Source organism: Streptomyces sp. NPDC003023, assembly GCF_042888225.1.
In the GTDB taxonomy this organism is placed as follows: Bacteria; Actinomycetota; Actinomycetes; order Streptomycetales; family Streptomycetaceae; genus Streptomyces.
Window position 1 is genome coordinate 685,757 of record NZ_JBIAPL010000001.1, and the last position, 11,808, is coordinate 697,564.

15 protein-coding genes and 1 pseudogene are annotated in these 11,808 nt (G+C 70.2%); 10 read left to right on the top strand and 6 right to left on the bottom strand.

Features of this window, described 5'->3' with window-relative positions:
• Positions 1-92: 92 nt before the first annotated feature.
• Positions 93-1,034: a M56 family metallopeptidase gene (locus ACFYV1_RS02705; RefSeq protein ID WP_389393523.1), complete on the bottom strand. Its 942-nt coding sequence runs from the start codon at positions 1,032-1,034 to the stop codon at positions 93-95.
• 4 nt (positions 1,035-1,038) lie between these two features.
• Positions 1,039-1,443, bottom strand: a complete 405-nt coding sequence (locus ACFYV1_RS02710) for a BlaI/MecI/CopY family transcriptional regulator (protein WP_389393524.1) — start codon at positions 1,441-1,443, stop codon at positions 1,039-1,041.
• A gap of 280 nt (positions 1,444-1,723) precedes the next feature.
• On the opposite strand from ACFYV1_RS02710, the gene ACFYV1_RS02715 reads away from it, so the two are divergent.
• Together ACFYV1_RS02715 and tatA are read left to right on the top strand one after the other, a co-directional pair.
• Entirely contained in the window at positions 1,724-2,299 is a 576-nt protein-coding gene (locus tag ACFYV1_RS02715; protein ID WP_389393525.1) for a TerD family protein, read from the top strand.
• 77 nt (positions 2,300-2,376) lie between these two features.
• Positions 2,377-2,631, top strand: a complete 255-nt coding sequence (gene tatA / locus ACFYV1_RS02720; RefSeq protein ID WP_389393526.1) for a twin-arginine translocase TatA/TatE family subunit — start codon at positions 2,377-2,379, stop codon at positions 2,629-2,631.
• 103 nt (positions 2,632-2,734) lie between these two features.
• Here tatA and ACFYV1_RS02725 read toward each other — a convergent pair whose 3' ends face one another.
• The 3 genes from ACFYV1_RS02725 to ACFYV1_RS02735 are packed head-to-tail and all read right to left on the bottom strand — an operon-like array spanning position 2,735 to position 4,937.
• Complete coding sequence (locus ACFYV1_RS02725) at positions 2,735-2,962, bottom strand: hypothetical protein (protein ID WP_389393527.1); 228 nt, start codon at positions 2,960-2,962, stop codon at positions 2,735-2,737.
• Complete coding sequence (locus tag ACFYV1_RS02730) at positions 2,959-3,636, bottom strand: response regulator transcription factor (protein WP_050371942.1); 678 nt, start codon at positions 3,634-3,636, stop codon at positions 2,959-2,961. The genes ACFYV1_RS02725 and ACFYV1_RS02730 overlap by 4 nt, the downstream gene beginning before the upstream one ends.
• On the bottom strand, positions 3,633-4,937 hold the full coding sequence (locus ACFYV1_RS02735) for a sensor histidine kinase (RefSeq protein WP_389393528.1): 1,305 nt from the start codon (positions 4,935-4,937) through the stop codon (positions 3,633-3,635). The genes ACFYV1_RS02730 and ACFYV1_RS02735 overlap by 4 nt, the downstream gene beginning before the upstream one ends.
• A gap of 213 nt (positions 4,938-5,150) precedes the next feature.
• Between ACFYV1_RS02735 and ACFYV1_RS02740 the strand changes: the two genes are divergently transcribed.
• The 7 genes and pseudogenes from ACFYV1_RS02740 (at position 5,151) to ACFYV1_RS02770 (ending at position 10,067) form a co-directional block, all read left to right on the top strand.
• Entirely contained in the window at positions 5,151-5,864 is a 714-nt protein-coding gene (locus ACFYV1_RS02740) for an ABC transporter ATP-binding protein (protein ID WP_389393529.1), read from the top strand.
• A gap of 89 nt (positions 5,865-5,953) precedes the next feature.
• Complete coding sequence (locus tag ACFYV1_RS02745) at positions 5,954-8,224, top strand: FtsX-like permease family protein (protein WP_389394551.1); 2,271 nt, start codon at positions 5,954-5,956, stop codon at positions 8,222-8,224.
• A 27-nt stretch (positions 8,225-8,251) separates the two neighbouring features.
• Positions 8,252-8,572, top strand: a complete 321-nt coding sequence (locus tag ACFYV1_RS02750) for a hypothetical protein (protein ID WP_389393530.1) — start codon at positions 8,252-8,254, stop codon at positions 8,570-8,572.
• 546 nt (positions 8,573-9,118) lie between these two features.
• On the top strand, positions 9,119-9,541 hold the full coding sequence (locus ACFYV1_RS02755) for a hypothetical protein (protein WP_389394617.1): 423 nt from the start codon (positions 9,119-9,121) through the stop codon (positions 9,539-9,541).
• Positions 9,538-9,609, top strand: a pseudogene (locus ACFYV1_RS02760) (integrase); the annotation flags it as partial. The gene ACFYV1_RS02755 and the pseudogene ACFYV1_RS02760, both read left to right, overlap by 4 nt.
• A 9-nt stretch (positions 9,610-9,618) precedes the next feature.
• Positions 9,619-9,741 carry a hypothetical protein gene (locus ACFYV1_RS02765; protein WP_389394618.1) on the top strand — a complete coding sequence of 41 codons (123 nt, stop codon included), beginning with the start codon at positions 9,619-9,621 and terminating at the stop codon, positions 9,739-9,741.
• Positions 9,738-10,067 (top strand): helix-turn-helix domain-containing protein, encoded by a 330-nt coding sequence (locus ACFYV1_RS02770; protein ID WP_389393531.1) that lies wholly within the window; start codon positions 9,738-9,740, stop codon positions 10,065-10,067. Before ACFYV1_RS02765 ends, ACFYV1_RS02770 begins: the two co-directional genes overlap by 4 nt.
• A 436-nt stretch (positions 10,068-10,503) precedes the next feature.
• Here ACFYV1_RS02770 and ACFYV1_RS02775 read toward each other — a convergent pair whose 3' ends face one another.
• Entirely contained in the window at positions 10,504-10,728 is a 225-nt protein-coding gene (locus ACFYV1_RS02775; protein WP_389393532.1) for a hypothetical protein, read from the bottom strand.
• 110 nt (positions 10,729-10,838) lie between these two features.
• Here ACFYV1_RS02775 and ACFYV1_RS02780 point away from each other — a divergent pair, with 110 nt between their 5' ends.
• The gene (locus ACFYV1_RS02780) at positions 10,839-11,537 is read left to right on the top strand and encodes a hypothetical protein (protein WP_389393533.1); all 699 of its coding nucleotides are present in this window, start codon (positions 10,839-10,841) and stop codon (positions 11,535-11,537) included.
• Positions 11,538-11,808: the final 271 nt, after the last annotated feature.

The following is an 11,808-nucleotide window of genomic DNA, read 5'->3' on the forward strand; positions in this document are numbered from 1 at the left end:
CCAGGACATGTGCCGGCGGCCACCGACCACGCCCTCCTGCACCGGCACGAGACGCCGCACTCCCGGCTCGACAGGCGGAGAGCAGGCCCGGGCTACAGCGGGGTCGCCGCCTTGAGGATGAAGAACAGGGTGACCGCGGAGTTCGCCGACGACAGGGCGGAGACCGTCGTACCGGCGGCGGCGCCCCACGCGGCGAGGCCCACCGTGGTCGACGGCGACGGCCAGACGTGTGCCGCCGGTGCCGGTTCCAGCAGGGCCGCCACCCTCCGCGGAACGGGCCCCGCCGCCGCGAAACCGGCAAGCGTCGCAACGGGCGCCCCACGCGTGATCAGCCCCGCCTTACCGATCGCGACGGCCACGACGCGCCGGCTTCCGACCGCCGAGGCAGCCTCCTCGTCGGCCCACCGCTCCGCCGTGTACGTCACCGCGGTCCGCAAGGGCCGCAGGAACGGATTGACACGCGCTGCCAGCTGCACCGTCAGCAGCAAGCGGTCATGGCGGCCGTCGAGATGGGACCGCTCGTGCGCGAACAGAGCCCGCCGCTCGGGTGCGTTCAGGCCGGCCAGCATGCCGGTGGTGACCACCACCCGGCCGCGGCCTTGGTGCCTGCCCGGCGGCAGAGCGTACGCGTAGGGGGTGGGGTCGGGCAGTACTGCCACCGAACGCTGCGGCAGTGTGGAGAGCGCCTGGGCGGCCTTGCTCCGTACGCGGTAATGACGCCAAGCCGTTCTGCAGCACGAGGCGAGTACGACGATCAGTGCTGGAATGGCAGCCTTGCCGGCGACCTCGTTGTACGGAACCGCCTCCCGCACCTCGGGGTCGGACCAGCCGTCGGGCAGCGGATTGCCCGGCAGTTGCGCGGTGCCGACCACGACGAGCAGCGCGAGGCACAGAGTGCTGCACACGGCGAGCACGCCGGCGACCGCCGACAGCAGCCAGGTGGCAGCCCGCGGATGCAGATGATGCTCGGCCAGGCGCGCGACCGGCCATGCGCTCAAGGGCAGTACGAGCGGAAGGAAGACGAAGACCCCCATGCGGTCAGCCTTCCCCTTCCTCGGCCGCTTGAGCCAGCAGGTCCCGCAGCAGCCGCTCGTCGCCCGGGGGCAGCGCCGTCACAAAACTGGCCAGTACCGCCTCCCGGTCCGCCTCTGCGTCCAGCACCTTCCGCATCCGCAGGGCGGCGAGTCCGGCCTCGTCCGCAGTCGGCGTCCACGCGAAGGACCGGCCCGCGCGCTCGCGAGAGACGGCACCTTTCACATGCAGCCGGGTCAGGATGGTGATGACGGTGGTGTAGGCGAGATCGCCGCCGAGGCGCTCCTGCACCCACGCGGTGTTCACCGGCCCCGGCGCCTCACGCAGAGCTGCCAGCACCTGGCCCTCCAGCTCGCCCTGGCCTCGTCGGCGAGGTTGCTGAGGGCCGCCGCCCTGGTTCTGGCCCGTCATGCCGTCTCCCTCCCGTCTCAACCGGCCCGGCGCACCTGACGCTGGTGCAGTTCATCGTACTGAGCGGTGACGCTGCCGTAGGCCGGCGTTCTTCCTGTGTTGGACCGCTCGCCGCATCAAGCGGAGCATGCGAGCACCGAGGTCGGAAGGTGCTTGCCCCGACCGGCGGAATCCGGGCAGTCACACGCATCGAAGCCACATATCTTCTACAGTGATGTAGATTTTAATCGGCTCCATCACGGGCCGGCGATCCGCGAACTCGCACAGGAAGGCATTCGAGATGGGCGTGAGCCTCGGCAAGGGCGGCAACGTTTCCCTGAGCAAGGAGGCGCCCGGGCTGGCCGCCGTACTGGTCGGCCTCGGCTGGGACGTACGCACCACCTCCGGCGCGGACTTCGACCTCGACGCCAGCGCACTGCTGCTGAACGAGACCGGCAAAGTTGTCTCCGACCAGCACTTCGTCTTCTACAACAATCTCACCAGCCCCGACAGGTCGGTCGAGCACACCGGCGACAACCTCACCGGAGAGGGCGAGGGTGACGACGAATCCATCAAGGTGAACCTGACCGCTGTACCGTCCGACATCGCCAGGATCGTCTTCCCCGTCTCCATCCACGACGCCACCTCACGCGGCCAGAGCTTCGGGCAGGTCCGCAACGCCTTCATCCGCGTGGTGAACCAGGCCGACGGCGTCGAACTCGCCCGCTACGACCTCTCCGAGGACGCCTCGACCGAGACCGCCATGGTCTTCGGCGAGCTCTACCGCAACGGCACGGAATGGAAGTTCCGCGCCGTAGGCCAGGGATACGCCTCCGGACTCGCCGGCATCGCCTCCGACTTCGGCGTCAACGTCTGACGACGCGCTCCGGCGCTGCACAGCGCATCGTAGATCCATCCAACGGCCCTCCGGGCACTTCCAGAAGGCGAAATCCGGTGCTAGGACTCAGCGAGCTCGCGATACTCCTGATCGTCATCCTCATCGTGTTCGGCGCGAAGAAGCTCCCTGACCTGGCCCGCAACGCGGGCAAGGCGGCACGCATCCTCAAGAGCGAGGCCAGGGCGATGAAGGAACAAGCACCCGCGGCGGACGGCAACCATCAGCCGGCCACCGGCGTCATCCAGGGTCAACACGTCGGGCATACCGGTCCACACGGCAGTGGCGGTGCCACGACGGTCCACGGGGCATGACCCAGGTAAGCCCAACAGGAGCCATGGGGTGATCTTGAACCCGTTGAAGCCCTGGTCGGGGCTACCGGAATGCGCCGGAATCGTGCCGTGGCGTCTGTGACCATCAGAACGGGTGGGTTTCGGCGGGGGCCGCGGGCTGGGCCTGACCGGTGTCCGTGGTGGCGGAGCGGGGCGCGGTGGCGGAGCTGCCGGGGCGGTAGGTCTTGGTGACGGTCGCTCTCGCGTACGTCAGGGAGGCGGCGATCTCCGCGGCGTCGATCTCGACGACGGTGCGGCGGATGCCTTCCTTGTCGTCGAAGGTGCGCTGTTTCAGGCGGCCGGTGACGCTCACCCGGCCGTCTTGGGGCTGACCAGTCCGGTTTCGTAGGCGGTGACCACGGCCTGGACGCGGTCGCGGAGTTGGAGTTTGGCGAGGATGCGGCCGACGTGGGTTTTCACGGTCGTCTCGGACAGGTAGAGACGCTCGGCGAGTTCGGCGTTGCTCAGGCCCTGGGCCAGTAGCTGCAGGACTTCCAGTTCGCGTGGGGTGAGGGTTTGCAAATCGCGGTGTGCAGTGGTGTTGGGGGCGGGCGGGGTGGTGTGGGCGTGGCGCTCGACGAGGCGGCGGGTGATGGTCGGGGCGAGCAGGGCGTCGCCGGTGCGGACCAGGCGGACGGCGGCGACCAGGTGCTCGGGGGTGACGTCCTTGAGCAGGAAGCCGCTGGCTCCGGCGGCGAGCGCGGCGTAGACGAGGTCGTCGAGGTCGAACGTGGTCAGCATGATCACGCGGGGTGCGTCGGGGGCGCCGGTGAGAATGCGGCGGGTGGCCTCCAGGCCATCCAGCTCGGGCATCCGGATGTCCATCAGGACGACGTCGGGGCGGGTGCGCAGGACCGCCTCGACGGCCTCTTCCCCGTTGGCCGCCTCGGCGACCACATCGATGCCGTCGGCCATGAGGATCAGGCGGAATCCGGTGCGGACGAGTGCCTGGTCGTCGGCGACCACCACGCGCAGGGGGGCACTCACACGGTCTCCAGAGAGGTCAGGGGGATGTGGGCCTTGACGCGGTAGCCGCCGGTCAGGCGGCGTCCGGTGTGCAGGGTGCCGTCGTAGACGGACAGGCGCTCGCGCAGGCCGAGCAGGCCGCGGCCGTTGCCGGTGGCCGCGGCGGCGGAGGGCGTGCCGCCGGTGTCGGTGATCTCGACCTTCAGGTGGTCGTCGGCGTAGTCGACGCTCACGTTCGCCTGCGCCCCATGGGCGTGCTTGACGGTGTTGGTCAGGGCTTCCTGGATGACGCGGTAGACGGCGAGGCCGACGCCGGAGGGAACGTCGCGCGGGGTCCCGGACGTGGTGAGGGTGACGGGCACTCCGGTGTGGCGCATGCGGTCGACGAGGGAGTCCAGCTGGTCGAGGCCCGGCTGTGGGGCGAGGTCGGGGGCGGCTGGTTGGTCGGGGTCCTGCGGGTCGTTCATGGTGAGCAGGCCCATGGTGTGGCGCAGTTCGGTCAGTGCCGAGCGGCCGGCCGCCTCGACGGCGAGGAGCGCCTCGCGGGCCTCGTCGGGGGCGAGGTCCATGACCTTGCGGGCGGCGCCCGCCTGGATGGTCATCATGCTGACGTTGTGGGTGACGACGTCATGGAGCTCGCGGGCGATGCGAGCTCGCTCCTGCTCGGTGGCGCGGCGCAGCTCCTCGGCGCGTTCGCGCTCCAGGGCCGACACCCGGCCCTGGCTTTCTGCGGTACGCAGCTTCCAGGTGCGCATGCCATTCGCCGCGAAGATCAGCGGGATGAGGATGAGGAGGGGGACGTACTGGGTGGGGACGATGGGCGGTGACGTCGTCGCGCCCATGATGCGGGTGTGCTCGTCTGTGCCGATGGTGAACACGGTCACCGGCAGGCTGAGCAGGGTGGCGGCCCGGTAAGGGCTGTAGACGGCGGCCGTATAGGCGGCGATGACGATTGCGTAGAACGTGATCCGCTGCGCACTGTGCGGCGTCATCGAGGCCGCGGCCGTCACGGTCCACAGCACTGCCAGTGGATACCGGCGGCGCAGGACGAGGGGCGCCCAGGCAAGCACCGTGAGCGCCACCACAGTGATCCCGATGCCCAGTTCCGACCCGAGCACGAGCGTAGCGATGCCGTCGGGCGAGGCGCGCAGCTGGTCCGGGCCGTTGTTCACGGCCCATTGGAGTACGTGGGTGCCGAAGGCCAGCGCGAGCAGCACGTCGAAGATCTGACTGCGCCGGGTGGGGCGGGGCAGTGGGCCGGTCGGGTGCCGCAGCAGGGCGACGCCGTCGCTCAGGCGGGCTGCCACGGACGCTGTGCTCATCGATTCATTGTCGCCGACCGCCGCCGCGCCCCACATCATTCCCGCAGATCACCCGCGTACGCCGCACGACTACTTCTCAAGGAGGACCCTCGCCGGGATGTCGTCCTCGCGATCCGCCGATATGGCTCCGGCTGCTGACGCGGCGCGGCCCTGCCCGCTCCTAGCGTCGGTCGGGCCCAGCCGGGCAGAACGTACGGACCCGAGGAGAACCCCATGCCCACCACGCCAGTGATCGAGCTGCGCGACGTGAGCCGTCGCTACGACTCGGCCTCGGACGGACCGCCCGCTCTGCAGGACGCCTCCCTGACCGTGCCAGCCGGTGAGGCCGTCGCGATCCTCGGGCCGTCGGGTAGCGGCAAGTCCACGCTGCTCAATCTGATCGCGGGCCTGGACCGGCCGGATGCGGGCACGGTCACCGTGGACGGCGTACGGGTCGACGCGCTCGGTGAAGCGGCGGCGGCCCGCTTCCGGCGGGCCAAGATCGGGATGGTGTTCCAGTTCTTCCATCTCCTCGACGACCTGACCGTCGCCGACAACGTGATGCTGCCCGCCCAGCTCGCGGGCATGGCGCGCGGCACGGCGCACCGGCGGGCGGCGGAGCTCCTGGAGACCCTGGGCATCGACCGGCACGCCGGCGCCCATCCGGGCCGACTGTCCGGTGGTGAGCGTCAACGTGTTGCCGTGGCAAGGGCGTTGATGAACCGACCGCCGCTGCTCCTTGCCGATGAGCCGACCGGAGCGCTGGACTCGGCGTCCGGCAACGACGTCAGCGCGCTGCTGCGCGAGCTGCACGCCGACGGCCAGACCGTCGTCCTGGTCACCCACGACGAGGCCCTCGCCCAGGCGTGCACGACCCGAACGATCCACCTAGCCGACGGCCGGATCGCCGCGGGCACCACGAACTCCCGGGCGGAGGCGACCCGTTGAGCAGGTCAAGCCGAGGGTCGTTCCGCAGTCGTGCCGGCGTCCTGAGCCGTGTCGTCCGCTCCGGGGTAGGGCGGCGCCGAGTGCAGACCATGGTGATCGCGCTCGCCGCGCTGATGGCGGTGGCCTCGTCCGTGCTCGCCGGGTCGCTGCTCGTGGCGTCCAGCGGGCCGTTCGACGACGCGTTCGCACGGCAGGACGGTGCGCATCTGTCCGTCCAGTACGCGCCGGGTGCCACCGACGCCGAGCTCCGGGCCACCGGCGACGCCTCCGGGGTGACTGCGGCAGCCGGACCCTTCCGTACGACGACGCTCACCCCGCGCTTCTTCGACGATTTGCCCGAGCCGCCGATGACCGTGGTCGGACGGGCCGAGCCGGGCGGAGCCGTCGACCGCCTCTCGCTGACCGCAGGCCGATGGGCCTTTGGCCAGGGTGAGATCGTGCTGCCGGCCGGCGGCTGGAGCTCCTCGGTCATCGGCCAGCAGGTCACCTTCCCCGATCTGCCCGGCTCACCGGCCCTCAAGGTGGTCGGCGCGGCCCGCTCGGCAACCGGCACCGCCGACGCCTGGGTCACCCCGGCCCAGCTCACCGCGCTCACGCCGCACGGGCAGCCGAACGGCCGCCAGATGCTGTACCGCTTCGCGGCGGCGGACACCGCTGCCCAGGTCACGGCCGGCCACGAGGCGGTGACCGGGCAGTTTCCCGCGACGGCAGTCGCCGGATCCCAGTCATGGCTCACCGTAAAGAAGAGTGCTGAACGCGACACCGCGCTCTACATCCCTTTCCTGATGGCTTTCGGAGTGCTCGGTCTGGTCATGTCGGTGCTCATCGTGGGCAATGTGGTGGCGGCCACTGTCGGCTCGGCCACCCGCCGGATCGGCATCCTCAAGGCGATCGGTTTCACCCCTGCCCAGGTCGTACGCGCCTACCTGGGCCAGGCCCTGCTGCCGACGCTCGCGGGCGCGGCCCTCGGTGCCGTGGCGGGCCAACTCCTGGCCGTCCCGATCCTGTCCGAGGCCGAAGAGGCGTACGGTGCAAGCGGGTCGGGGGTCGAACCGTGGTTGGATGCGGCCGTGATCGCCGGGGTGCTCGGGCTCGTGGCCGCGACCGCGTGCGCCTGCGCCTGGCGGGCGGGCCGGCTGCGTACCGTCGAGGCGCTCGCCACCGGCCGCGCACAGCAGGCGCGCCGCGGCCGGTGGGCGGCACGCCTGGCGGCACGGCTGCCGGTGTCCCGTCCGGTCGCGCTCGGTCTGACCCGGCCCTTCGCGCGGCCCGCCCGCACGCTGGCCATGGGCACGGCGATCGTGTTCGGCGCCATCGCCGTCACCTTCACGGTGGGCCTGGGTTCCTCGCTCGGCGAGGTGATGGCCGCGCGCGACCATGACGCCGCGGATGTCACGATCGGCGTGCTCCATCCGCCGTTCCAGGACGAGGAGAAGAAGGCCCGGGCGGACCCGAGCAAGGTGGTCGGACAGCAGCCCGGCACCCGGGCGCACTTCGGCACGGCGACCACCTCGGTGACGGTCGCCGGGGTCTCCGGCTCGACCCGGGTCACCGCGTTCACTGGTGACGCCTCATGGGCCGGGTACGCGATGGTCAGCGGCCGCTGGCTCAAAGAGCCCGGTGAGGCCGTGGTACCGACCGGATTCCTCACCGCGACCGGACAGCACGTGGGCGACGTCATCACCCTCAACGGACGCCGGGCGCCCGTCACGGTGCGGATCGTGGGCGAGGTCCTCGACCCCCGCTACGACGGCATGCAGGTCCTCACGGACGCCGCCACGCTGAAGTCCGCCGAGCCCGGCCTCATTCCCACCGGCCACCACATCGCGGTCAAGCCGGGTACGGATGCGGGCAGTTACACGGCGGCCCTGAACAAGGAGCTGCGCCCGCTGGGCCTGACCGCCGACGTAGGCGGCTCCGAGGGCAGCAGCGAGATGATCGTCACGCTCAACTCCCTGTCCGCTCTGCTGACCCTGATGCTCGTAGCAGTCGCCGCCCTCGGTGTACTCAACGGTGTACTCCTCGACACCCGCGAGCGAGTCCGGGAGCTGGGCATTCACAAGGCACTCGGCATGACGCCGCGCCAGACCACCAGCATGGTCCTCACCTCGGTCACGCTGACCGGCCTGGCCGGCGGCGCCCTCGGAGTACCCCTCGGGGTGGCCCTGCACGGCTGGGTGATGCCCGCCATGGGCGACAGCGCGGGGCTGCGCCTCCCGGACACGGTGATCGCCGTGTATCAGGCGCCGGAACTGGCACTCCTTGGCCTGGGCGGGCTGGCCATCGCGATCCTCGGCGCGCTGCTGCCGGCCCGGTGGGCGGCCCGGATGCCGACGGCTGCCGCCTTGCGCACGGAGTAGACCCACCACGAACAACCGCCCGGCACGGTGCTGAGCGATCCCTCCGCCGTCCCCTCCGCCAACGAGAGGCTGACCGCCATCGACGACCTGACCCGCCGGGCCGCCGACGCCATCACCGAGGCCCTGGACGACGGCATCGACGTCGCCGAGTTCCTCGCCCACGCCCTGTGCACCGTTGCCGCCGAGCAGGGCGGCATCGAGGAGGTCCTGCGCAACCGCTCCGGCTCCTGGGAGGCGGGACACGTCCGCAACCGCATGGAGGGCACCGTCGGTCCGGACAACGAAGGCCTGGAGTTGTACCGCAAGGACGCCGAGCCGGAGCCCGAGGAAGGGAACGGGGCCGAGTGACCGAGCTGGAACATGTCGAGGTCGTCGACGCCGAGCTGGTCGAGGACGACGCCCCCGGCGCCGACCGGTCGCCGTCTTCGATCCGGTGGCCGCCGTGCTGCACGCCCTGGACACGGACGCCACAGCACACCTGGAGCGAATCCGGCCCAGGAAGACCCGAATCGGGTACGCCCGGGACTGGGTGATCTGGGGTGAGTTCCACGACTGGCTCACCGAGCAGACCGGCACCCGTTTGGCGAACAGCGACATCACGGTTGGCACCTTCGTCTCGTTCGTGACGTATCTGGACCAGGTGGTCAAGGCGCCGCCGAACACGACGCCTCATCGGGACGGCCTCCGAAGCCCGCCGCCGCGGCCACACCGTGCCCAAGGAGGCGTCGGAGGCGGCCTGGAGGGCACTGAAGCCGCTCAAGCTGGACAAGGACCGGCAGAAGCGTGGCCGCGGCAAGGCCGCGGCCGCGACCCCGGACGACCTCCGGAAGATGGCCAACGCTCCGCTGGAGCGGCAGCCGGAGCCGACCGCCCCGGCGGCGCGTCGTCCTGCGGGTGCCGGAGCTGGCCCGGCTGCGGGACCAGGCTCTCAACTCGCTCAAGTTCGCTGTGGCCGGACGCAATGAGGAGATGTCCGTACTGGACGACCCGCACATTCAGCCCGTGGAGGAGGGATTGAAGGTGCACGTCCCTAGCGTGAAGGGCCGCCCACCCCGGGACGTACCCGTCACCTACGGAGAGGACTGCGCAACCTGCCCGGTGCGCTGCTGGAAGGTGTGGCAGGAAGCCAAGCTGACCGCCGGCGCCGACCCTGATGGACCGGCGTTCCTGTCCGTCGACCAGTGGGGCCACATGGGCACCACACGCCTGTCGCCGGACGGTGTCGGTCGCGCGCTCAAGCGGAGCGCCCAGTACGCAGGCCTGACCGGACGCCGCATCACCGGCCACTTCGCCTGCCGGGGCGGGGCGAGAAGCTGACGCCGCACGTCCTTCGGCACTTCTGCGCGTCCCAACTCTACGGAAACGGACTGGACTTGCTCGCAACCCAGGAGGTCTTGGGACACTCCTGGATCGCCACGACGATGCGCTATATCCACGTGCAGCAAACCCGGGTCGAGGACGCCTGGGCAGCCGGCATGGAGCGGGCCGCGAAGCGGCTGGAAGGACTGGTCCGATGAGGTGGAACCTGCGGCTGACCGCCGCGAACAAGGGCATCTGGAAGGCGTCCGAGCTCCAGCGAAACCTCGCGGAGCACGGCCTGGTGATCTCGGCCGGGAAGATGTCCGGGCTGTGGTCCGGGCAGCCGGTCTCACTGAAGCTGGAGGACCTGGACGTTGTCTGCGTCGTCCTCGGCTGCGAGATCGGTGACCTGCTGATCCCCGAGCCGGGCAAGGTCAATCGCCCTGGTCAGGAGGAGACTGGTCGAGTCACGGTCGGCTCCGGCACCACTGCCCCGGCGGTGGTGCCCAAGCGTCGCGATGGCCGGTCGCTGCCTCCGGCATGAGCCGGTATCCGAAGGGCTACCGCAAGCCCACCGACTCCTGCGACAGCTGTCTGGCCCGCATCCTCGCCGAGGACGCCGACAGCGCTGGGTGAGCCTGGACGCACTTCAGGGCTTCAAAGATCAACTCATTGCCCCTTTGACCCGTATCTCGGCGATCCCCTTGTTCGCGACCAGGTCCCAGTCGCTCCCCACAGGCGTCCAGCACGCCACAACGTCCTCGGGCGACCACTCCCGGCGCATGAACCCCTCCCCCTCCGCCGACTATTCGTTCGGCCCAACGAACCAGCGGGGCACGTAGCAACGGGAGAGTGGAGGCCAGCCGCAGCTACTTTGCACCGTGGGTCAGAGATAGGACACCAGGGCCAAGCAGGCCGCCCACCAGCGTTTCGCCCGCTACCTCAGGCCCGCGGCCGCCGCGGCCAACGAGATGCCGCGGTCAGAGAAGGTGCAGCGTGCTGAAGACCTGGACCAGGCCGAAGAACGTGATCCCGGCGCCGCCCGCCCCGAGGAACAGCGCCGGATAGAAGCCGAGTTCGAAGCCGACCGGCTTGGGCTTCTGGGCGCCGAAGAAGCCGACGAGGAACACCACCAGGGCCGACAGGGCAGCGACCGCGACCCACGCGGCACTGGACGAGTCGGCGGAAGCGGCGAGCAGAAACACGGTGACCCCCGAGGTCGGGCCGAAGCGCTGGACTAGTTTTCTCGTGTCGTGGAAAATAGCATGGAAAAACCGAGACTACTAAGCGTGCTGCTAGAGGAGGGGGAGGCGTGATGGCCGGACCCGGACGCCCAATGAAACCGATCTCCGACGAAGCCGCCCCGATTGTCGCTGCCTTCGTCGAGCAAATCCGCGACCTGGTCCAGGACACCGTGCAGGACAGGCCGGTCGGTGACCTCGCCCAGTTCAGCCCGCTGGCCCGCTCCACCTTCATGCATGCGCTCAGCGGACAACGCATGCCGACCCGTCAGACCATGGACGGAATCATCGAGTCGATCGCCCGGTACAAGGGCCTGTCGACCGAGGAACACCACGACCTGCGGAACAAATGGCGCGCGGAACTCGACGCGGTCACACGTCTGGAGCGCGGCGAGAGCCACCTCTACATCGCTGGATCCGGGAAGACTCAGAGCCTGATCTACGGGGTCATGGCTGGCGACCAGCAGGTCACCAGCATGATCAACGGTGTTCCCGCCGTCCTGGACGTCGACACGGCTAACGTCATCGCCGACCGAGCCCAGGCGGAGCGGAATACCGGGGCTGAGCCGACGACCGCCCCCGGCGTCACCGCGGCGGCCGCTGCTCTTGAGCGCGCGCTCGACCGGCTCGAAGAGGCGTCCCGAGACGTGGCGCAGGCCCGCGAAAGGCTGCGCCGGGAGCAGGCCCATGCGGAGAAGGGCCGCCGCGCTGCGGCCGCAGAACGCAGTGACGACAGTGGTGCGTCCAACGCCCAGGCGGCGGTGGACGAGTGACCACGCCGAGGAAAGGCACGGGGATGGGCTCGTGCCGGTGGAGCTGGTCGACGCCGAGCTGGTGACGCTGACACCCCCACCGCCGGCGAGGTAGCCGTATACGACCCGGTGGCCGTCGTCGTCCGCCCCGGCCGCCGCCGTGATGAGCATGTGCGAACGGGCGCACGTTCCAGGACCTCATGCCGGCCATCGCCGCACACCTGTAAGCGGGGAGCAAGGCCGTCAACGTTTTCATCCAGCACGATCAGGACCACGGATGCGCCTGCGACCG